Below are 20,629 nucleotides of genomic sequence, written 5' to 3' on the forward strand. Positions count from 1 at the left end.
TCCGGTGCCCGGGCCTGTGACGGCCGGACGCACCGTGCGCCGTCGGCCGGAACCCCGCCGCGATCCATCCCGTGCTGCGCACGGCCGGCGTGCGGGATCCGCTCCGGCTCGGTCGAGTCCGGACGCCTCCGCCCCGTCACGCAGCGACTGCGCACGATCAGGGGAGGCGCCACTGCTGAGTTCACACCATGAAACCCGGTTTTCTGGGGCGCCGCTGCGCGGCCCGACCGGATGCACACCGCAGCCCGACGCGCCACGCGCCGCCGGGCCGCATTCGAGGGAGAAGGAACCTTCGTGACCGAATCCACGGAACAGACCACGCCGACGAACGGCGGTGGCCTGGCCTCGCTCAAGCTCGCCCAGCTCCAGGCCCTGGCCTCCCAGCTCGGCATCGCCGGCGGCTCGCGCATGCGCAAGGCCGACCTGGTGACCGCGATCTCCGACCACCAGCGCGGCGGCTCCGTGGCGGACCGCGACGCCGCCGAGCGCGCGGCCCAGGCCCCCGCGGCCCCCGCCGCCGAGGCCGTCCCGGCGGCCGCGTCCTCTCAGGACGCCGCCCCGGCCGCCGAGCGCCCGGCCCGCCGCCGCTCGCGCCGCGCCGACGCCGACACCTCCGCTCCGGCCGCCGTCGCCCAGGACGGGCAGCCCCAGGCCGAGGCCCGCGAGGCCCAGACCGAGCAGGGCCCCCGGGAGACCGCCTCGGACCAGGATCGGTCCGGGGGGTCCGAGACCCGCGACGAGGGCGAGGACCGCCCGCAGTCCGAGCGCCGTTCCCGCGGCCGCCGCCGCGCCGGCGACGACGACGCCCAGCAGGGTCAGGACCGTCGCTCCGACGGCGCCCAGGGCGAGGACGGCGCCGACGCGGACCGCCGCGGCGACCGGGAGGACCGTGATGACAACGGGCGCGAGAACGGCCGCGGCCGCAACGGCCGCAACGGGCGGGACCGCGACAACGGCCGCGACCGCGAGAACGGCCGCGAGAACAATCGGGACCGTGAGAACGGCCGCGACGGCTCCCGCGAGCAGCGCGGCGACAAGTCCGAGGACGGCGGCCGGGGCGACGGCGGACGCGGGGACCGCAGCCGCCGCGACGACCGCGACGACGAGGGCGGCCGCAACCGTCGCAACCGCCGCAACCGCAACGAGCGCGGCCGCAACCGCCGTGGCCGCGGCGGCCCCGAGGTCGACGAGACCGAGCTGACTGAGGACGACGTCCTGCAGCCCGTGGCCGGCATCCTCGACGTGCTGGACAACTACGCGTTTGTCCGCACCTCCGGCTACCTGCCGGGCCCGAACGACGTCTACGTCTCCCTGGCCATGGTGAAGAAGTACGGTCTGCGCAAGGGCGACGCCGTCGTCGGCGCGATCCGCGCCCCGCGCGACGGCGAGAAGCAGCAGCACCACGGTGGCGGCTCCAACCGTCAGAAGTTCAACGCCCTGGTGAAGATCTCCTCGGTCAACGGTCAGCCCGCCGTCGAGCACCCGCAGCGCGTGGAGTTCGGCAAGCTCGTGCCCCTGTACCCGCAGGAGCGCCTGCGCCTGGAGACCGATCCCAAGCTGATCGGCCCCCGCGTGATCGATCTGGTCAGCCCCATCGGCAAGGGCCAGCGTGGCCTCATCGTCTCCCCGCCCAAGGCCGGCAAGACGATGATCCTGCAGTCGATCGCCAACGCGATCAAGACGAACAACCCCGAGGTCCACCTCATGATGGTGCTCGTCGACGAGCGCCCCGAGGAGGTCACCGACATGCAGCGGTCGGTGGACGGCGAGGTCATCGCCTCCACGTTCGACCGCCCGGCGGACGACCACACCACTCTCGCCGAGCTGGCCATCGAGCGCGCCAAGCGCCTCGTGGAGATGGGCCGCGACGTCGTCGTGCTGCTCGACTCCATGACCCGCCTGGGCCGCGCCTACAACCTGGCCGCCCCGGCCTCGGGCCGCATCCTCTCCGGCGGTGTGGACTCCTCGGCGCTGTACCCGCCGAAGAAGTTCTTCGGCGCCGCCCGCAACATCGAGAACGGCGGCTCGCTGACCATCCTGGCCACAGCGCTGGTCGAGACCGGCTCGCGCATGGACGAGGTGATCTTCGAGGAGTTCAAGGGCACCGGCAACATGGAGCTGCGCCTGTCCCGCCACCTCGCGGAGCGCCGCATCTTCCCGGCGGTGGACGTCAACGCGTCCGGCACCCGCCGCGAGGAGGCCCTGCTCTCGCAGGAGGAGGTCAAGATCATGTGGAAGCTGCGCCGGGTGCTCTCCGGCCTCGAGCAGCAGCAGGCCCTCGACCTGCTCACCAACAAGATCAAGGACACCGCGTCCAACGCCGAGTTCCTCATGCTGGTCTCCAAGACCACGCTGGGGTCCAAGGGCGACGACTGACCGTCCCGTCGCACGGCCCCGTCTCGCCCGGGGGAGCTCGTCTCCGCCGGACGGGGCGGGGCCGTCCGCGTCGGACAGCCCGGCCCGTTGAGGCCGGAGGAGGAGAGGCACGCACGTGTTCGATTCGGACCAGCGGCGCGAGGCCGTGGATCGGCTCCTGGCGGAGCATCGCGAGCTGACGGCGCGCCTGTCCGACCCGGCGGTGCACCAGGACCCGGCACTCGCCCGGCGGCTGAACCGGCGGTTCGCCGAGCTCGGCGCCGTGGTGACGGCCCACCGCGCCTGGTCGGCGGCGGCGGAGGAGCTGGCCGACGCGCGGGAGCTGGCCGCGGCCGGCGACGACGACGCGGCGGCCTTCGCGGCCGAGGTGCCCGGTCTGGAGGCGGCCGAGGCGGAGGCCGCCGAACGGCTGCGCCGGCTGCTGATCCCGCGCGACCCCGACGACGCGCGCGACGTGATCCTCGAGATCAAGGGCGGCGAGGGCGGCGAGGAGGCGGCCCTGTTCGCCGGCGACCTGCTGCGCATGTACCTGCGCTACGCCGAGTCCCGGGGCTGGAAGACGGAGGTCCTCTCCGCCACGCACTCCGACCTGGGCGGCTACAAGGACGTCCATGTGGCGGTGCGGGGGAGCGCGGCCGACCCGGCCGACGGCGTCTACGCCCGGCTCAAGTTCGAGGGCGGCGTGCACCGCGTGCAACGCGTGCCCGTCACCGAGTCCCAGGGCCGCATCCACACCTCCGCCGCCGGCGTGCTCGTGCTGCCCGAGGTGGACGCCCCGGACGAGGTCCACCTCGATCCGAACGACCTCAAGGTGGACGTCTTCCGCTCCTCCGGGCCGGGCGGCCAGTCCGTCAACACGACCGACTCCGCGGTGCGCCTGACGCACCTGCCCACGGGGATCGTCGTCTCCATGCAGAACGAGAAGTCCCAGATCCAGAACCGCGAGGCCGCGCTGCGCGTGCTGCGGTCGCGGCTGCTCGAGCGGCAGCGGGCGGAGCAGGACGCCGAGGACTCCGCGGCGCGCGCCGCGCAGGTGCGCACCATGGACCGCTCGGAACGCATCCGCACCTACAACTTCCCGGAGAACCGGATCGCGGACCACCGCACCGGCTACAAGGCGCACAACCTCGACGCGGTCCTCGACGGCGACCTCGAGGCCGTGATCGCCTCCTGCCTCGCCCTCGACGAGGAGCGGCGGCTCGCCGCGCTGGGCGGGGACGCGTGAGCGCACCGGCCTGGTCCGCGCTGCTGCGCGACGCCGCCGCCCGCCTGACCGCGGCGGGCGCCGACTCGCCGCGCGTGGACGCCGAGCTGCTGCTGGCCCATGTGCTCGGACTCGACCGCGGCGCGCTGCTGGCCCGGGTGTTCGCCGGGGCCGTGGCCGAACCCGCGCAGGCGGCGGCGTTCGAGGCGCTCGTCGGGCGCCGCGCCGCCCGCGAGCCCGTCCAGCACCTGACCGGTGTCGCGCACTTCCACGGGCTCGACCTGGCGGTCGGCCCGGGCGTCTTCGTTCCGCGGCCGGAGACCGAGCTGCTCGTGGAGACCGTCGTGGCCGACCTGGCCGCGCGGCCCGCGGCGGGCGTCGTGGTGGACCTGTGCACCGGCTCCGGTGCGATCGCCGCGGCCGTCGCGGCGTGGGGCGAGGCGCGGGGCCGCCCGCTCGCCGTCACCGCCGTCGAGCTCGACCCGACGGCGGCCGACTGGGCCCGGCGGAACCTCGCCCCGCGCGGGGTCGACCTGCGACAAGGTGATGCCCTTGTCGCATGCCCCGACCTCGAGGGCCGCGTGGACGTCGTCGTGAGCAACCCGCCCTACGTGCCCGAGGCCGAGGTGCCCGTCCAACCGGAGGCCCGACTGGACCCGGCGCGGGCGCTCTACGGCGGGGACGCGCCCGGGCTGCGGATCCCGCGGGCCATCGCGCACCGGGCGGCGGACCTGCTCGCCCCGGGCGGCCTCTTCGCCATGGAGCACCACGAGACGCAGGGCCCGGCCCTCCTGGCCGCCCTCGGCGCGGACCCCCGGTTCACGGGCGTCCGCGTGCACCCGGACCTCACCGGACGAGACCGGTTCCTGACGGCGCGCCGGTCCTGCGAAGCCGCGGCGGGCGCGGAGGTGGAAGAATGACCTACGTGAGTGACTTCATCGACGTCTCGGATCCGGCCGCCCTCGAGAATGCCGTGGCCCGCGCCCGCGAGGTCCTCGCGGACCGCGGCTGCGTGGTCCTGCCGACGGACACCGTCTACGGCATCGGAGCGGACGCGTTCTCCCCCCTGGCCGTGGCCGTGCTGCTGGCCGCCAAGGGCCGTGGCCGCACCATGCCGCCGCCCGTGCTCATCGCGGACCGCCGCGTCATGGCCGGCCTCGCGTACGACGTGCCGGAGGAGGCCGAGGCCCTCGCCGAGCGCTTCTGGCCCGGCGCCCTCACGCTCATCCTCAAGTCCCAGCCCACGCTGACCTGGGACCTCGGCGAGACCCGCGGCACCGTCGCCCTGCGCGTGCCCGACGACGCGGTGGCCCGCGAACTGCTCTACGCCGTCGGCCCCATGGCCGTCTCCAGCGCGAACCGCACCGGCATGGACGCCGCCACCACCGCCGACGCCGCCCGCTCGATGCTGGGGGAGTCCGTGGCCCTCTACCTCGACGCCGGCCCCCGCGAGAGCCGGGATCCCTCGACGATCGTGGACTGCACCGTCACCCCGTTCCGCGTCGCCCGGCAGGGCTCCGTGCCCCTGGAGGAACTGCGCGCGGTGGTGCCGGACCTGCTCGCCGAGGGCGAGGAGCCGCCGGTCGCCGCCGAGCGGATCGCGGCCGCCGAGGACACCGCTGCGGCGCGCCCCGCCGACCGGGAGGCCTGACCGGCCCCCATGCGCGCGTATCTCGTCCTGGTCATGGTCACGGCCGTCGCCTGCGGGGCCCTGACGCCCCTCATGCGCCGGCTGGGGCTGCGCGCGCGCGTGTTCACCCCGCTGCGCCAGCGGGATGTGCACCGGCACCCCGTGCCGAAGCTGGGCGGCGTGGCCATGGCCGCGGCCGTGCTGGTGGGATTCGCCGTCGGGGGCATCGTGCCGTTCCTCCAGGGGATCTACGCGGACGACGCCGCGATGCGCGGGCTCCTGGTCGCCGTCGCCGTCGTGCTCGTCGTGGGCATCGCCGACGACATGTGGGACCTGCGCTGGTGGGTGAAGATGGCCGGCCAGGTGCTGGCCGGACTCGCGGTGGCCCTCGGCGGGATCCGCATCGAGGCGATGCCGGTGGGCTGGATCCCGGTGGGGAACGAGACCACGCAGGTCATCCTCACGGTGTTCGCCGTGGTGCTGACGATGAACGCGATCAACTTCGTGGACGGTCTGGACGGCCTGGCGGCGGGCGTCGCGCTGATCGGCGGCTCGGCCTTCTTCGTCTACTCATATCTGCTGACGCGGACCATCAACCAGTTCGACTACGCCAACCTCGCCACCCTGCTCATGGCCCTGCTCGTCGGCGCGTGCGTGGGCTTCCTGCCGTGGAACCTTGCCCCGGCCCGCATCTTCATGGGCGAGGTGGGGGCCATGCTCATCGGCCTGCTGATGGCCGCGGCCGCGGTCGCCGTGACCGCCGACGTGAACGCCCTGGACGGGATGCGCTTCCGCAACGTCCCCGCCTACATGCCGATCCTGCTGCCCGTCGCCGTCCTCGCCCTGCCGCTCGCGGACCTCGCCCTGGCCGTGCTGCGACGGACGGCCAAGGGCACCAGCCCCTTCTCGGCGGACCGCGGGCACCTGCACCACAAGCTCGTGGACGGCGGCTACACCCAGGCGCAGGCCGTCGCGCTGCTCTGGCTCTGGGCGTTCCTCGTGGCATGGGGCGCTGTGTCCCTGAACTTCGTGGACCACATGATCGTCCTGCCCGTGCTCGCCGTGGCCCTGGCCGGAGCCGGCTACCTCACCCTGCATCCGATCGTGGAGCGCCGTCGCGCGGTCCGGAACGACGCCGCGGCCCACCCGGACGAGCGGGGGGACGCGTGACCGGGGCGGGCGGCCGCCGACGCCGGCGCCGCTGGGAGAACCGCCGTGGCTGGTGGGGGATCCTCGGGTGGTCCCTGGCCGCGGCGGGGGCTGCCCTGGCGATCACGTGCGCCGCGTGGCTGCTCTCCGCCGGCGGGGAGGCGGCCGGGAGCGCCCTGCTGGGCGGCGGCGCGGTGCTTGCGCTCTCGGCGCTCACCGGGGCGACGACGGCACTCGTCTGGGACCGGGCGCGCGAGGCGGCGCTGCCGGTCAGCGTGGGGCTGTTCGTGCTCAAGATCGCGGTGTTCGCGGTGCTGCTGGGGGTCCTGCCCCGCCCCGGCTGGGTCCGGGCGGACGCGGCGGCGATCGCCGCCCTCGTGACGATCCTCGTCTGGCAGGCCGCGGAGGTCCTCGTGTTCGCCCGGACCCGCCGCGGGATCTACGCCGACTGACCCGCCCGAGGGGCGAAGACACCGAGCCGGGGGCCATGCCGTGGGTCCCTTCTGCGGTACGGAGCACGGGTCACCGTTTGGTATCGTTGGCGGCGAACACTTCGACGGCGCCCATCTGCCGCCATCCGTGTCTCGCATCGCACCGGTACCCCCGCAATGTCGCGGCGCCCGCCTGTGGTCCGGGGACGAGGCTGCGGTCCCGTCGACTGCATCACTTCGGAGAGGAACCGCGTGCTGACCCTCGTGCTGGCCAACGCATCATTCGTGCCCCCCACCATCTCTGATGGTCACCTCCCGGAGATCTTCCCCTGGGGTGCGGAGTACGGCACCGGCTTCGGCAAGCAGATGCTGCTCGTCCTGCTCTCCGTGGTGCTCATCACCGCCTTCTTCGCGTGGGCCATGCGCCGTCCCCGGCTCGTGCCCGGCAAGGCCCAGTGGCTCGCCGAGTCCGGCTACTCCTTCGTCCGGAACGACATCGCGAAGGACATCCTGGGCGAGAAGAACTTCAAGCAGTGGGTCCCGCTGCTCTTCTCCATCTTCTTCTTCGTGCTGCTGAACAACCTGTTCGGCGCCATCCCGGTGCTGCAGCTGCCGACCTTCTCCCACGCGGGCGCCGCCTACGGCCTGGCCCTCATCGTCTACGCGATCTGGATCGGCGTCGGCATCAAGCGCCACGGCGTGCGCTACCTGAAGCTGGCCGTCGTGCCCTCCGGTGTGCCCGGCTGGATCCTGCCGCTGCTCGTGCCGCTGGAGATCATCTCCAACTTCATCGTGCGCCCGCTGACCCACTCCCTGCGTCTGATGGCCACCATGCTCTCCGGCCACATGATCGTGATGCTGGCCGGCGCCGGCGCCGCCTACCTGATCACGCAGACCGGCAGCCTGGCCCTGCAGGGGACCGGCATCCTGGTCATCCTCGGCTCGGTGGCCCTGTACTTCCTCGAGCTGCTGATCATGTACCTGCAGGCCTTCGTCTTCACGCTGCTGACCGCGATCTACATCCAGGGCGCGATCGACGCGAACGACCACTGATCTTCCGGGGCCGCCTCGGGCACGACCCAGGCGGCCGCGGTACGGCGGGAGAGCCCGCCACCAGTCTTCCCGGCCCTCCGCAGGAGGACCACCCGGGAGGCCGACCCTCCACAACCCGGCCGGACACCTCGGCCTCGTGAAAGGAACACCATGGAACTGCACGGTTCGCTCAACATGATCGGCTACGGCCTCGCCGCCATCGGCTCCGCCATCGGCGTGGGCCTGATCTTCGCCGCCTACATCAACGGCGTCGCCCGTCAGCCGGAGGCCCAGCGCATCCTGCAGCCGATCGCCCTCCTGGGCTTCGCGCTCGCCGAGGCCCTCGCCATCCTGGGCCTCGTCTTCGCCTTCGTCATCGGCGCCTGACGCGCCGCGTCCACGGAGCGCCCGCACGGTGTGACCGTCGGTGCTCCCTCTCCACAGGACTCTTGACCGAAGGATGGTTGAAACATGATCAGCAACGGACTGATCCTCGCGGCGGCTGAGGGGGCCAACCCCCTGATCCCCAACCCGTGGGAGATCCTCGTCGTCGTGGTGGGCTTCGCCCTGCTCATGTTCATCGTCATCAAGTTCATCGTCCCGACCCTCGAGAAGTCCTACCAGGACCGTGTCGAGGCGATCGAGGGCGGTCTGGCCAAGGCTGAGAAGGCCCAGGCCGAGGCGAACGCGATGATGGCGGACTACGAGTCGCAGCTGGCGGACGCCCGCACCGAGGCGAATCGCATCCGCGAGGATGCCCGCACCGAGGCCGCCGAGATCGTGGCCGAGGCGCGCGAGCGCGCGACCGCCGAGGCGACGCGCATCTCCGAGCAGGCGCAGGCGCAGATCGCCGCCGAGCGTCAGCAGGCCGCCGCGCAGCTCAAGGCCGAGGTCGGCTCGCTGGCCACGACCCTGGCCGGCAAGATCGTGGGCGAGTCCCTCGAGGACGACGCCCGCTCGCAGCGCGTGGTCGACCGCTTCCTGGCTGACCTGGACCGTCACCAGAGCGCAGGTGTCGCCGAATGATGACGGGCGCATCGAGGGACTCCCTGGCCGCCTCCCTGGAGGCTGTCGGTCCGGTGCTGGACGAGGGCGGCGTGGCCCTGGCACGCGAGCTGTTCGGCGCGCTGGACGTGGTGGACGAGCACGGCGCCCTGCGCCGCGCCCTGACCGACCCCGCCTGGACCACCGAGCGCCGTCACGGCCTCGTCGACTCGCTGTTCGGCGCCCGGGTGACCCCCGGTGCACTGCAGGTCCTCAAGGACCTGGCCGGCCGCCGCTGGTCGGCGGAGCGCGATCTCGGGGACGCCCTCGAGACGGTGGCCGCGCACGCGGCCGCCGCGGAGGCCGCACGCGGCGGACACGCGGGCCTGGCTGCCCTCTCGGGCGAGCTGCTGGCCTTCAACCGCACGGTCGAGGACTCGCACGAGGTGCAGCGGGCGCTCACCGATCAGCACGCACCCCTCGAGGCACGGGCCGCTCTGGCCGGTCGTCTCCTGGGTGAGTCGGCCAGCCCGGCCGGCCGACTGCTGGTCGAACGCGCCGTCTCGGCCCCGCGCGGCCTGAAGCCGTCCGCCGCCGTCCGCAAGGCCGCGGACGTCGTCGCCGAGCGGCAGCGCCAGTGGATCGCCGAGGTGACCGTGGCCCGGCCGCTCGAGGCCGAGCAGCAGGAGCGGCTGGCCCTGGGCCTGCGCCGCGCCTTCGGCCGCGATCTCGTCATGGACGTGACGGTGGACCCCCACGTGGTGGGCGGCATCCGCGTCCAGGTCGGCGACGACGTCGTCGACGGGTCCATGGCCTCGCGTCTCCACGACCTCCAGCGGCGGATGGCCGGCTGACGCCGGCTCCCGCCCGTATCCGGAACACCCACGAACGTAAGCATCATCGTCACGTCGATGATCACCAAGCACAGAGAGCAGGGACTGCAGATGGCCGAATTGACCATCAACGCTGACGATGTCCGCAATGCCTTGAACGATTTCGCGGCATCGTACGAACCGTCGGGCACCGATCGCACCGAGGTCGGCCGTGTCATCTCCGCGGCGGACGGCATCGCTCGTGTGGAGGGTCTGCCCTCCGTCATGGCGAACGAGCTGCTGCGCTTCGAGAACGGCATCCAGGGCCTGGCCCAGAACCTCGACACCCGCGAGATCGGTGTCGTCGTCCTCGGCGAGTTCCAGGAGATCCGCGAGGGCATGGAGGTGCAGCGCACCGGCGAGATCCTCTCCGTCCCGGTGGGCGACGCCTTCCTGGGCCGCGTGGTGGACCCGCTGGGCCAGCCCATCGACGACCTGGGCCCGATCGAGGCCGAGGGCCGCCGTGCCCTCGAGCTGCAGGCGCCGACCGTGACCGAGCGCAAGTCGGTCCACGAACCGCTGCAGACCGGCATGAAGGCCATCGACGCCATGATCCCGATCGGCCGTGGCCAGCGTCAGCTGATCATCGGTGACCGCCAGACCGGCAAGACCGCGATCGCCGTCGACACGATCCTCAACCAGAAGGCCAACTGGGAGTCGGGCGACGTCGAGAAGCAGGTCCGCTGCGTCTACGTGGCCGTGGGCCAGAAGGCCTCCACCATCGCCGGCGTCCGCGCGACGCTGGAGGAGCACGGCGCCCTGGAGTACACCACCATCGTGGCCTCCCCGGCGTCCGACCCGGCCGGCTTCAAGTACCTCGCCCCCTACGCCGGCTCGGCCATCGGCCAGCACTGGATGTACGGCGGCAAGCACGTGCTGATCATCTTCGACGACCTGTCGAAGCAGGCCGAGGCCTACCGCGCCGTCTCCCTGCTGCTGCGCCGCCCGCCGGGCCGCGAGGCCTACCCGGGCGACGTCTTCTACCTGCACTCCCGGCTCCTCGAGCGCTGCGCCAAGCTCTCGGACGAGATGGGCGCGGGCTCGATGACCGGCCTGCCGATCATCGAGACCAAGGCGAACGACGTCTCGGCCTACATCCCGACCAACGTCATCTCCATCACCGACGGCCAGATCTTCCTGCAGTCGGACCTGTTCAACGCCAACCAGCGTCCCGCCGTGGACGTGGGCATCTCGGTGTCCCGCGTGGGCGGCGCCGCCCAGGTCAAGGCCATGAAGAAGGTCTCCGGCACGCTGAAGCTGGACCTGGCGCAGTACCGCGACCAGCAGGCGTTCTCCATGTTCGCCTCGGACCTGGACCCGGCCACCCGCCGCCAGCTCGCCCGCGGTGAGCGCCTCATGGAGCTGCTCAAGCAGCCGCAGTACTCGCCCTACCCGGTCGAGGAGCAGGTCGTGTCCATCTGGGCCGGCTCCAAGGGCCACCTCGACGAGGTGCCGGTGCAGGACGTGCTGCGCTTCGAGCGCGAGTTCATCGACCACCTGCGTCGCCACACCTCCGTCCTGACCGACATCGCCTCCACCGGCAAGCTCGAGGACGGCACCGTGTCCGCGCTCGAGTCTGCCGTCGCCGAGTTCTCCAAGGGCTTCCAGTCCTCCGAGGACGGCGGCGTGCAGGCCGGCCACGAGGAGCACCGCGCGATCGAGCAGGACCAGGTCGCGCAGGAGCAGATCACCAAGCAGAAGCGCTGACCGCCGGTCGGTGAGGGAGCGGTCCGGCGTCGGACCCCACGGGGACGACGCCGGACCGCCCTCCCGCCAGGGAAAGGACCACCATGGGAGCCCAGATCCGGGTCTACCGTCAGAAGATCGCGTCGACGTCGTCGATGAAGAAGATCTTCAAGGCGATGGAGCTGATCGCCACGTCTCGCATCACCAAGGCACGTGAGCGCGTCAGCGCGTCGCTGCCCTACGCGAACGCGATCACCCGCGCCGTCTCGGCCGTGTCGAGCCAGCACGATATCGATCATGTCCTCACCACGGAGCCCGAGAACCCGACCCGGGCGGCCGTGCTCATCATGTCCTCGGACCGCGGCCTCGCCGGCGCGTACTCCGCGAACGTGCTGCGCAAGGCCGAGCAGCTCCTCTCCCGCCTCGGCGAGGAGGGCAAGGACGTGGACGTGTACGTCGTCGGCCGCAAGGCGCAGACGTACTTCGACTTCCGCGGCCGCGGCTACAAGAAGCTGTGGACCGGTCAGACGGACGCCCCCGTCGCCGAGCGCGCCGCCGAGATCGGCGAGGTGCTCGTGGACGCGTTCCTCACGGACACGGCGGACGGCGGCGTGGACGAGATCCACGTCGTGTTCACCGAGTTCGTCTCGCTCGTGAAGCAGAACCCCCACGTGGTGCGCCTGCTGCCCCTCGAGGTCGTCGAGGAGGAGGCCGCCACCGCCGAGGACGTGCTGCCGCTCTACGAGTACGAGCCGGACGCGGAGGAGGTCCTCGACGCACTGCTGCCCAAGTACATCGAGTCGCGCATCTTCAACGCGATGCTGCAGTCGGCGGCCTCGGAGCTCGCCAACCGTCAGCGCGCCATGAAGTCGGCGGGCGACAACGCCACGAGCCTCATCAAGGACTACACGCTCCTGATGAACAACGCCCGTCAGGCCGAGATCACCCAGGAGCTCACCGAGCTCATCGCGGGCGCGGACGCGCTCAACAACTCCTGAGCCCGTTCGGGACTCACCAGACTCGCCATCCACACACGATAGAAGTGAGAGAGATGACTGCCACCATCACTGACCAGGGCACCGGGACCCCCACCGGCGGTGCCACCGGACGCGTGTCCCGCGTCATCGGCCCCGTGATCGACGCCGAGTTCCCGGCCAACGCGATGCCGGAGATCTACAACGCGCTGACCACCGAGATCGACCTCAACGGCCAGCGCCGCACGGTCACCTTCGAGGTCGCCCAGCACCTCGGCGACAACATGGTCCGCGCCATCTCCCTGCAGTCCACCGACGGCCTGGTGCGCGGCACCGACGTCGTGGACACCGGCGCCCCCATCTCGGTGCCGGTCGGCGACGCCGTGAAGGGCCACATCTTCAACGTGCTCGGCGAGACCCTGGACATGCCCGCCTCGCAGCTGCAGGCCGAGGACCGCTGGCCGATCCACCGCCCGGCCCCGAACTTCGCGTCCCTCGAGGGCTCCACCGAGATGCTGGAGACCGGCATCAAGGTCATCGACCTGCTGACCCCCTACATCAAGGGCGGCAAGATCGGCCTGTTCGGCGGCGCCGGCGTGGGCAAGACCGTGCTCATCCAGGAGATGATCACCCGTGTGGCCCGCAACTTCGGCGGCACCTCCGTGTTCGCCGGCGTCGGCGAGCGCACCCGTGAGGGCAACGACCTCTGGGTCGAGATGGACGAGGCGGACGTCCTGAAGGACACCGCCCTCGTGTTCGGCCAGATGGACGAGCCGCCGGGCACGCGTCTGCGTGTGGCCCTGTCCGCGCTGACCATGGCGGAGTACTTCCGCGATGTGCAGAACCAGGACGTGCTGCTGTTCATCGACAACATCTTCCGCTTCTCGCAGGCCGGTTCCGAGGTCTCCACGCTGCTGGGCCGCATGCCCTCCGCCGTGGGCTACCAGCCGAACCTGGCGGACGAGATGGGTGTGCTCCAGGAGCGCATCACCTCGACCCGCGGCCACTCCATCACCTCGATGCAGGCCGTGTACGTCCCCGCGGACGACTACACCGACCCGGCCCCGGCCAACGTGTTCGCGCACCTGGACGCGACCACCAACCTGACCCGTGACCTCGCGTCCCGTGGCCTGTACCCGGCCGTGGACCCGCTGGCCTCGACCTCGCGCATCCTCGACCCGCAGTACGTGGGCCAGGACCACTACGACGTGGCCATCCGCGTGAAGCAGATCCTGCAGAAGAACAAGGAGCTGCAGGACATCATCGCGATCCTCGGTGTGGACGAGCTCTCCGAGGAGGACAAGATCACCGTGGGCCGCGCCCGCAAGATCGAGCAGTTCCTCTCGCAGAACACCTACACCGCCAAGCAGTTCACCGGCGTCGAGGGCTCCACCGTGCCGGTCAAGGACACCGTCGAGGGCTTCAAGGCCATCGCCGACGGCGACCTGGACCACGTCGCGGAGCAGGCCTTCTACAACGTGGGCGGCCTGGACGACGTCGAGCGCGAGTGGGCCAAGATCCAGGCCGAGGGCTGATCGATCATGGCTGAGCTCAACGTCGAGATCGTCTCCGAGGAGCGGTCCATCTGGTCGGGCGCCGCGTCGGCCGTGTCGGCGCGCACCGTCAACGGTGAGATCGGCATCCTCCCGGGCCACACCCCGATGCTCGCCGTCCTCGGCGACGGCGAGGTCGTGGTGCGGACCACGGACGGCGGCACCGTCACCGCGCAGGCCCGCGGCGGCTTCTTCTCCGTGGACCACGACCGTGTCGTGATCGCCGCGACGTCCGCCCGGCTGGGCGACGCCGCGGCGGCCTGACGCGGCGCGGCAGGACCTGACGGTGGAGGGCCCGGTGCTCATCGCCTCGGCGACCGTGGTGGCAGTCATCGTGCTGTCGGCACTCGCCCTGGTGATGCGGCGCCGGGCCCTCGCCCGTGTCACGGCCGCCTTCCCTGCGGTCCTGGAGCGGGAGGGCCCGGGGCGTGAGCGTGTGATCGGCGTGTACGACGAGTCCCGCCTGCGCCTCACCGGGGGCTGGCGCCTCTCGCGAGAGCGCTGGAGCGCGGACCGGAGCCGCCTGCAGATCGACCGCCTCCCGGCGGACGAGGCCGGCCGGGCCGTCCTGGAGCTGAGCGCCGGCACACGTCCGGTGCGCGTCGTCGTCGACCCCGACGACGCCGGCGCCCTGCGCGCCTGGAGCGAGGCGGGGCCGTCCGCGGCGTCGTCCTTCTGGCGCCGCTGAGCCCGCCCGGCGCCTCAGAACAGGCGGGACTCGGCGTCGTCCACGCCGCGCATCGCGTCGTAGTCGAGGGTGACGCAGCGGATGCCGCGGTCCTCGGCGAGGGTGCGGGCCTGGGGCTTGATCTGCTGGGCCGCGAACACGCCGCGCACGGGCGCCAGGAGCGGGTCCCGGTTCATCAGCTCGAGGTAGCGGGTGAGCTGCTCGACCCCGTCGATGTCCCCACGGCGCTTGAGCTCGACCGCCACGGTGCCGCCGTCGGCGTCGCGGGCCAGGATGTCCACGGGGCCGATCGCCGTCATATACTCGCGGCGCACGAGGGTGTGGCCGTCGCCGAGCAGGCTGATCTGCTCGGCCAGCAGACGCTGCAGATCCGCCTCCACGCCGTCCTTGACGAGGCCGGGGTCCACGCCGAGCTCGTGGGAGTCGTCCGCCAGGACCTCCTCGATGAGCACGATGAGTCGGTCGTCGGACTTCTTGGCCTGCACGCGCCAGACCTGCGTCACCCCCTGGTCGGCCTGATCGGGGGAGGGCTCCTCCACGTGCAGGGTCGCGGGCGGCGACATCCAGTTGAGGGGCTTGTAGGAACCGCCGTCGGAGTGCACCAGCACCGAGCCGTCCGCCTTCACCATGAGCAGGCGGGTGGCGGTGGGCAGGTGGGCGTTCAGGCGGCCCTCATAGGTCACGGAGCAGCGGGCAATGACGAGTCGCACCGGTCCATCCTAGGCGGACCGTGCCCACCCGCTCGTGTGTCAGCATGGGGACATGCCCCGTTCGAACCGTCCCCGCCGCTCGTCCGCGCCTCGGCGGAGCGAGCGCGGGGCCTCCGGCGTCTCCCGGCGGTCCCGGCCGTCGCCGGGGCGGTCCGACCCGCTCGAGGAGCTCCTCGGCCTGGACGCGGGCTACTCGCGCCATTCCGGGTCCGACGGCGGCTGGCACGTCCGGCAGATCCCCGCGTGGCGCGCGGTGAAGGACTACACGTGCCCCGGCTGCGGCCGGGTGATCCGGCAGGGCCAGGCGCACCTCGTGGCCTGGCGCGCCGACTGGATCATGGGGGACGAGGACGCGGGAGCGGACCGGCGGCACTGGCACCCGGTGTGCTGGCGCACCCGCCCGAGCCGCTGACCGCGACGGTCCGGGCCGCGCCGCCGTCGTGGGCCTACCGGGCGTCCTGACGGGGGATGAAGACCTCGCGGACCAGCAGCAGCAGCGCGGCGGCGAGCGGGATCGCCATGAGGGCGCCGAGGACGCCCAGCAGCGCGCCTCCGGCGATCACCGCGATCACGGCCACGGCCGCCGGCACGGACACCGCGCGCGCCATGACGCGCGGCGAGATGACGTAGGCCTCGATCTGCAGATAGACGAAGTAGATGGCCGCGAACACGGCGGCGGTCTGCCACGACGTCAGCAGGCTCACGAGGGTCAGCAGCGTGCCGCCGATCGCGGCGCCCACCAGCGGGATGAACGCCATGAAGGCGGCGATCGCGGCGAGCAGGACGGCGAAGGGGGCGCCGGCGATGGCCAGCGCCGTGAACGCCACCGCGCCGTTGAGGGCGGCCACGAAGGACTGGCCCATCACGTAGTGGCCGACCGAGGAGGTGATCTGCTCGGACAGCGCCTCGATCCGGGGCCGGCGCGAGCGCGGTGCGAGCCGGTAGGCCCAGTACTTCATGTGCGGCAGGGAGGAGAGGAAGTACAGCGTCAGCACGACCACCACGAGCACCGAGAAGACGGCGTTCAGCACGGTCTGGCCGAAGCCGAGGAGCCCGCCGAACAGGTCGGTGACGGCGACGCCGTCGGCGGCGAGGCGCTCGGTCTGGGCGCGAACGGCCTCCTGGAGGTGGAACTCCTCGTCGAGCTGCACGAACCACTCGGCGGTCATCACCCCGTCGATGATGGCCGGCAGGTCCTGGACCAGCTGCGTGGACTGCTCGATCACCGTGGGGACCAGGAGGGCGACGAACGCCCCGGCCACGGCGGCCAGGCCGAGCGCGGCCGTGAGCACGCCGACCCAGCGGGGCGCGCCCCAGGACTCGACCCGGCGCACCAGCGGATCCAGGCCCAGGGCGATGAACAGGGCCGCGGCGATCCACACGATGAGCTGTCCGTTCGTGCGCAGCACCGAGACGACGCCGATGGCCAGGGCCACGCCGACTGCGAGCAGGAAGCCGGTCAGCCCGGGGGACTCGACGGCCACGGCCGCGACCGCCGGATCCTCGGCGCCGTCGACGGGGACCGACTCGGGGTCCACCCGGTCCTCCTCGAGGAAGGGTCGGCGCCGCCGCAGGACGGAGCCCAGGCGGGGCAGTCGACGACGCCCGGCGGGCGTCGGCCCGTGCGACGGCGGCGCGGCGGCCACCCCGACCGGCTCCACGGGGATGCCGGCCACGGGCGGCTGCTCGGTGCCCTCGGGCTCGGCCGGGGCGCGGACGTCGGCGACGCCGGCGGCGTCCGGGCCGGATGCGGTCTCCTTCTCCTCCACGCGCTCAGCGTACGTCAGGGCCCCGGCCTGACCGCGCCACGCCGGGGAGGCTACCGTGGGGCGCAGTGACAACGCCCCTCGCGCCGGCGACGGGGCGGACCCGGACCGGAAGGATCGTGACCGACGTGACCGCCCAGCCCCCCTCCGACGCCCCGTCCCACCTGCGCGGCGCCGTCGACCTGTCCTCGCTCGGCACCCCGGCCCCGGCCGGGCGGACCGCGCCGGGGGCCGACGCCGGCGCCGGCGGCGGCTCGTGGGTGATCGCGGACGCCGACCAGGGTCTGCTGCAGCAGCTGGTCCAGCTCTCCGCCCAGGTGCCGGTGCTGCTGCACCTGCACGTGCCCGGGGACGCGGCGAGCGAGGCGCTCTACCGGCAGTTCGCGGACGCGGTCGACGCCCAGGCGGGACGGCTCGTGCTCGCGCGTCTGGACGTGGCGAAGGAGCCCGCCGTGCTGCAGGCGCTCGGCCTGGGGGCCGGCCCCGCGGTCATGGCCGTGGTGGCGGGGCAGCCGGTGCCGCTGGTCAATCAGGAGGTGCCGGAGGAGACGCTGCGCCAGCTCATGGGGGAGATCCTCGAGGTGGCCCGTCAGAACGGCGTCGCCGGCACCGTGCCCCCCGTCGCCCCGGCGCGCCAGGACGCCGACGCCGCGGCCGCGGAGGCTCCGCCCGTGCCGCCGCTGCACCGGGCCGCCCATGAGGCCCTCGCCGCCGACGACCTGCCCGGGGCCGTCTCGGCGTGGGAGGCGGCGCTGGCCGACAGCCCCGCGGACGCCGTGGCCCAGCAGGGCCTGTCCGCGGCCCGCCTCATGCTGCGCACCCGTGACGCCGACGCTGCGGCGGTGCGCGCGGCCGCCGCGGACGGCCCGGACGACGTCGCCGCCCAGCTCGCCGTCGCCGACCTGGACGTGCTCGGCGGCCACGTGGAGGACGCCTTCGCCCGGCTCGTGCGGTTCATCGCCCTCCACCCCGGCGACGACCGGGAGACGGCGCGCGCCCACCTCGTGGACCTCTACACCGTGGTGGGCACGGACGACCCCCGTGTGCAGGCCTCGCGGCGTCGGCTGGCCGCAGCGCTGTTCTGAGGGACCCTCAGTTCATCCCTGAGGAGGACGCCGTGTCCGCCTGACGGTGGGTAAGGTCCCAGGCATGTCTCCGCATGCGCCCGAGCCTGCCCCCGCCCACCTGGCGGCCGCCGCCCGTCGGCGTGCGGCCGACGCCCCCGATCCGGACCTCGCCCTCGTCACGCGCGGGCTGACCCAGCGGTTCGGGGACAAGCTGGCGCTGGACGCGCTGGACCTGGACGTCCCGGCCGGATCGTTCTTCGGGGTGGTCGGGCCCAACGGGGCGGGCAAGACCACGGCCCTGTCGATGGCCACCGGGCTGCTGCGCCCGGACCACGGCCGCGCCTGGATCCACGGCGTCGACGTGTGGGAGCAGCCCCTCGAGGCCAAGCGACGGGTCGGCGTGCTCGCCGACGGCGTGCGCACCTTCGACCGCCTCACGGGCACGCAGCTCATGACCTACGCCGGGCTGCTGCATGGCCTCGACGCGGACACCGTGGCCGAGCGGACCGCGGACCTGCTGCGGGTGATGGACCTGGAGGACGCCGGCCGCAAGCTCGTGGCCGACTACTCCGCCGGCATGACCAAGAAGGTGTCCCTGGCGGCCGCCATGGTCCACGCCCCGGACCTGCTCGTCCTGGACGAGCCGTTCGAGGCCGTGGACCCGGTCTCCGCCGCGAACATCCGGGACATCCTGCACTCGTACGTGGAGCGGGGCGGCACCGTGATCGTCTCGAGCCACGTGATGGACCTCGTCCAGCGCATGTGCACCCACGTCGCCGTGATCGCGGCCGGGACGCTGCGGGCCGCCGGCACGCTCGAGGAGGTCCGGGACGGGCACGACCTCGAGGACCGCTTCGTGGACCTCGTCGGCGGCCGCCACGGCTCGGAGGGGCTGGCATGGCTCTGACGCTCGTCCGACTGCGCTGGACGCTGACCCTGAACCAGTGGCGGCGGTCCCCGTTCACCCTGGTGATGAGCGTGCTCGGCGCGCTGTACGTGCTCGGCATGGCCGCCGTGGCGGTGACGCTGCTCGTCACGGGCCTGCCCGCCCTGCCGGACGAGGCCCGCGGCGCCACGACCGTGCTGGCCGCCGCCGTCGTGGTGCTCGCCTGGCTCGTCATCCCGCCGTTCGTCACGGGCGTGGACGCCACCCTCGACCCGCACAGCTTCGTGCTCTTCCCCGTCCCGGCCCGCACCCTCATCGCCGGGCTGGTCCTGAGCGCCTTCACGACGCCGGTCGGGCTCGCCACGCTGGCCGTGCTGGTGGGCCTGGGGGCCAGCTGGTGGGACCGGCCGGCCGCGCTGGCGGCGGGCCTGGCCGGGGGCGCGCTGACCGCGGTGACCGCCGTGGCGATCGGCTCCGGCCTCGCCGGCCTCCTGGCCGCCTACGCGAGCCGGCGTCGGGTGCGGGACGTCGTCTCCGTCCTGCTGTTCATCCCGCTCATGCTCGGCGGCGTCGCCCTCTCGCAGGCCATCGCGTCGTTCGAGGACTTCCTGGCGATCGCGCCCCAGGTCGCCCGCGGCGCGGCGTGGACCCCGTTCGGGGCGGGCCCCGCCGCGGCGTGGGCGGCCGCCGAGGGCCGCGGCGCCGCCGTCGCGCTCCACCTCGCGGTGGCGGCGGCCTGGTGCCTGGCCGCCCTGGCCCTGTGGCACCTGGCCGTGCGCCGCACCGTGGAGCCGGTGGCCGTGGGCGGCGGTCGGTCCCGCCGCGTCGCCGCGGGAGCGGACCCGATGCCGCTGCGCTGGCTGGGCCGACGGGCCACGGGCCCGCGCACCGCGATCGCGGCCCGCGCCCAGCGCTACTGGCTGGCCGATCCGCGGTACGCGGCCGGGCTCATCATCATCCCGCTCATGGCCGTCCTGCTGTGGTTCACCGGGGGCATGGCCGCGGAGGGGGGTCCCGGACTGGGCCTGCTGCTGATCCTCGGGCCGATCACCGCCTGGTCCCTGGCCTACTCGATCTCCGCGGACATCGCCTACGACCACACGGCGTTCCACCTGCAGGTCGTCTCGGGCGTGCGGGGCGTGGACGACCGCTGGGGCCGGGTCCTGGGCCTGGCGGGCTGGGGCGTGCCGATGATCCTGCTCGTGACGACGGCGACGGTGGCGGCGGCGGGGGACTGGTCCCTGCTGGCGCCGATGCTGGGCCTGGCCCTCGGCCTGTTCGGGACGACCGCCGGGCTGTCCGCGTTCGTCTCCGCCCGCTTCGTCTACCCGGTTCCGAAGCCGGGGGACAGCCCGTTCGCGACGCCGCAGGGCGCGGCCATGCGCACGATGCTCGTCCAGGGCGCCGCGATGCTGGTCAGCCTGGCGCTCGCGGTGCCGTTCCTGGTGCCCTTCGTCGTCCGGCTCGTCACCGGGGCCGCCGTGTGGGGGTGGGTGACGGTGGCGCTCGGGCTCGCGTGGGGCGCCGTCGCGCTGTGGCTGGGTGTGCGCCTGGGGGCGCGCTGGTACGACCGCGCGCAGGCCGAGACCTACCAGGCCGTGGCCGCCTTCTGAGGGGCGCG

21 protein-coding genes are annotated in these 20,629 nt (G+C 73.0%); 19 read left to right on the plus strand and 2 right to left on the minus strand.

What is annotated here, in order from left to right:
• Positions 1 to 294 precede the first annotated feature (294 nt).
• The 15 genes from rho (at position 295) to NR072_RS04575 (ending at position 14,579) form a co-directional block, all read left to right on the plus strand.
• Positions 295 to 2,376 carry a transcription termination factor Rho gene (gene rho / locus NR072_RS04505; RefSeq protein ID WP_206481347.1) on the plus strand — a complete coding sequence of 694 codons (2,082 nt, stop codon included), beginning with the start codon at positions 295 to 297 and terminating at the stop codon, positions 2,374 to 2,376.
• A gap of 115 nt (positions 2,377 to 2,491) precedes the next feature.
• The gene (gene prfA, locus NR072_RS04510) at positions 2,492 to 3,601 is read left to right on the plus strand and encodes a peptide chain release factor 1 (protein WP_044659208.1); all 1,110 of its coding nucleotides are present in this window, start codon (positions 2,492 to 2,494) and stop codon (positions 3,599 to 3,601) included.
• Positions 3,598 to 4,500, plus strand: a complete 903-nt coding sequence (prmC, locus tag NR072_RS04515; RefSeq protein WP_044659207.1) for a peptide chain release factor N(5)-glutamine methyltransferase — start codon at positions 3,598 to 3,600, stop codon at positions 4,498 to 4,500. Before prfA ends, prmC begins: the two co-directional genes overlap by 4 nt.
• Entirely contained in the window at positions 4,497 to 5,231 is a 735-nt protein-coding gene (locus NR072_RS04520) for an L-threonylcarbamoyladenylate synthase (protein ID WP_044659206.1), read from the plus strand. The genes prmC and NR072_RS04520 overlap by 4 nt, the downstream gene beginning before the upstream one ends.
• Positions 5,232 to 5,240: 9 nt before the next feature.
• A complete protein-coding gene (locus NR072_RS04525) occupies positions 5,241 to 6,380 on the plus strand; it encodes an MraY family glycosyltransferase (protein WP_203552478.1) in 1,140 nt (379 codons plus the stop codon).
• Complete coding sequence (locus NR072_RS04530; protein ID WP_036341344.1) at positions 6,377 to 6,811, plus strand: hypothetical protein; 435 nt, start codon at positions 6,377 to 6,379, stop codon at positions 6,809 to 6,811. Before NR072_RS04525 ends, NR072_RS04530 begins: the two co-directional genes overlap by 4 nt.
• A 231-nt stretch (positions 6,812 to 7,042) precedes the next feature.
• Positions 7,043 to 7,843, plus strand: coding sequence for a F0F1 ATP synthase subunit A (gene atpB / locus NR072_RS04535; RefSeq protein WP_036382182.1), 801 nt, complete (start codon positions 7,043 to 7,045; stop codon positions 7,841 to 7,843).
• A gap of 150 nt (positions 7,844 to 7,993) precedes the next feature.
• Positions 7,994 to 8,209 (plus strand): ATP synthase subunit C, encoded by a 216-nt coding sequence (locus tag NR072_RS04540; protein WP_002857264.1) that lies wholly within the window; start codon positions 7,994 to 7,996, stop codon positions 8,207 to 8,209.
• A gap of 84 nt (positions 8,210 to 8,293) precedes the next feature.
• On the plus strand, positions 8,294 to 8,848 hold the full coding sequence (locus NR072_RS04545) for a F0F1 ATP synthase subunit B (RefSeq protein WP_044659204.1): 555 nt from the start codon (positions 8,294 to 8,296) through the stop codon (positions 8,846 to 8,848).
• Positions 8,845 to 9,660 carry a F0F1 ATP synthase subunit delta gene (locus NR072_RS04550; protein ID WP_052833434.1) on the plus strand — a complete coding sequence of 272 codons (816 nt, stop codon included), beginning with the start codon at positions 8,845 to 8,847 and terminating at the stop codon, positions 9,658 to 9,660. The genes NR072_RS04545 and NR072_RS04550 overlap by 4 nt, the downstream gene beginning before the upstream one ends.
• Positions 9,661 to 9,750: 90 nt before the next feature.
• Positions 9,751 to 11,385: a F0F1 ATP synthase subunit alpha gene (gene atpA, locus NR072_RS04555; RefSeq protein ID WP_036334989.1), complete on the plus strand. Its 1,635-nt coding sequence runs from the start codon at positions 9,751 to 9,753 to the stop codon at positions 11,383 to 11,385.
• Positions 11,386 to 11,468: 83 nt separating this feature from the next.
• Positions 11,469 to 12,362, plus strand: coding sequence for a F0F1 ATP synthase subunit gamma (locus NR072_RS04560; RefSeq protein WP_044659203.1), 894 nt, complete (start codon positions 11,469 to 11,471; stop codon positions 12,360 to 12,362).
• A gap of 53 nt (positions 12,363 to 12,415) precedes the next feature.
• A complete protein-coding gene (gene atpD, locus NR072_RS04565; protein ID WP_044659202.1) occupies positions 12,416 to 13,873 on the plus strand; it encodes a F0F1 ATP synthase subunit beta in 1,458 nt (485 codons plus the stop codon).
• A gap of 6 nt (positions 13,874 to 13,879) precedes the next feature.
• A complete protein-coding gene (locus NR072_RS04570) occupies positions 13,880 to 14,155 on the plus strand; it encodes a F0F1 ATP synthase subunit epsilon (protein WP_036313044.1) in 276 nt (91 codons plus the stop codon).
• Between the two features lie 34 nt (positions 14,156 to 14,189).
• A complete protein-coding gene (locus NR072_RS04575; RefSeq protein ID WP_230259842.1) occupies positions 14,190 to 14,579 on the plus strand; it encodes a DUF2550 family protein in 390 nt (129 codons plus the stop codon).
• Between the two features lie 14 nt (positions 14,580 to 14,593).
• Here NR072_RS04575 and nucS read toward each other — a convergent pair whose 3' ends face one another.
• Complete coding sequence (gene nucS / locus NR072_RS04580; protein WP_002857250.1) at positions 14,594 to 15,289, minus strand: endonuclease NucS; 696 nt, start codon at positions 15,287 to 15,289, stop codon at positions 14,594 to 14,596.
• Between the two features lie 52 nt (positions 15,290 to 15,341).
• Between nucS and NR072_RS04585 the strand changes: the two genes are divergently transcribed.
• Positions 15,342 to 15,701 carry a hypothetical protein gene (locus NR072_RS04585; RefSeq protein WP_256836330.1) on the plus strand — a complete coding sequence of 120 codons (360 nt, stop codon included), beginning with the start codon at positions 15,342 to 15,344 and terminating at the stop codon, positions 15,699 to 15,701.
• Between the two features lie 34 nt (positions 15,702 to 15,735).
• Here NR072_RS04585 and NR072_RS04590 read toward each other — a convergent pair whose 3' ends face one another.
• Positions 15,736 to 17,058: an AI-2E family transporter gene (locus NR072_RS04590; RefSeq protein WP_036382174.1), complete on the minus strand. Its 1,323-nt coding sequence runs from the start codon at positions 17,056 to 17,058 to the stop codon at positions 15,736 to 15,738.
• Positions 17,059 to 17,183: 125 nt separating this feature from the next.
• On the opposite strand from NR072_RS04590, the gene NR072_RS04595 reads away from it, so the two are divergent.
• The 3 genes from NR072_RS04595 (at position 17,184) to NR072_RS04605 (ending at position 20,621) form a co-directional block, all read left to right on the plus strand.
• Entirely contained in the window at positions 17,184 to 18,140 is a 957-nt protein-coding gene (locus NR072_RS04595; protein WP_225348405.1) for a co-chaperone YbbN, read from the plus strand.
• Positions 18,141 to 18,204: 64 nt separating this feature from the next.
• Complete coding sequence (locus tag NR072_RS04600; protein ID WP_044659201.1) at positions 18,205 to 19,029, plus strand: ABC transporter ATP-binding protein; 825 nt, start codon at positions 18,205 to 18,207, stop codon at positions 19,027 to 19,029.
• Entirely contained in the window at positions 19,020 to 20,621 is a 1,602-nt protein-coding gene (locus NR072_RS04605; protein WP_036313027.1) for a Tat (twin-arginine translocation) pathway signal sequence, read from the plus strand. The genes NR072_RS04600 and NR072_RS04605 overlap by 10 nt, the downstream gene beginning before the upstream one ends.
• Positions 20,622 to 20,629 lie beyond the last annotated feature (8 nt).

Source organism: Micrococcus sp. Mcc89 (assembly GCF_024519795.1).
Classification (GTDB): Bacteria; Actinomycetota; Actinomycetes; order Actinomycetales; family Micrococcaceae; genus Micrococcus; species Micrococcus luteus.

Coding starts and splice junctions, on each gene's coding strand:
- NR072_RS04520 (WP_044659206.1), top strand. CDS start 4,497: ATGACCTACGTGAGTGACTTCATCGACGTCTCGGATCCGGCCGCCCTC.
- NR072_RS04525 (WP_203552478.1), top strand. CDS start 5,241: ATGCGCGCGTATCTCGTCCTGGTCATGGTCACGGCCGTCGCCTGCGGG.
- NR072_RS04540 (WP_002857264.1), top strand. CDS start 7,994: ATGGAACTGCACGGTTCGCTCAACATGATCGGCTACGGCCTCGCCGCC.
- NR072_RS04545 (WP_044659204.1), top strand. CDS start 8,294: ATGATCAGCAACGGACTGATCCTCGCGGCGGCTGAGGGGGCCAACCCC.
- NR072_RS04550 (WP_052833434.1), top strand. CDS start 8,845: ATGATGACGGGCGCATCGAGGGACTCCCTGGCCGCCTCCCTGGAGGCT.
- atpA (WP_036334989.1), top strand. CDS start 9,751: ATGGCCGAATTGACCATCAACGCTGACGATGTCCGCAATGCCTTGAAC.
- NR072_RS04560 (WP_044659203.1), top strand. CDS start 11,469: ATGGGAGCCCAGATCCGGGTCTACCGTCAGAAGATCGCGTCGACGTCG.
- atpD (WP_044659202.1), top strand. CDS start 12,416: ATGACTGCCACCATCACTGACCAGGGCACCGGGACCCCCACCGGCGGT.
- NR072_RS04570 (WP_036313044.1), top strand. CDS start 13,880: ATGGCTGAGCTCAACGTCGAGATCGTCTCCGAGGAGCGGTCCATCTGG.
- NR072_RS04585 (WP_256836330.1), top strand. CDS start 15,342: ATGCCCCGTTCGAACCGTCCCCGCCGCTCGTCCGCGCCTCGGCGGAGC.
- NR072_RS04600 (WP_044659201.1), top strand. CDS start 18,205: ATGTCTCCGCATGCGCCCGAGCCTGCCCCCGCCCACCTGGCGGCCGCC.
- NR072_RS04605 (WP_036313027.1), top strand. CDS start 19,020: ATGGCTCTGACGCTCGTCCGACTGCGCTGGACGCTGACCCTGAACCAG.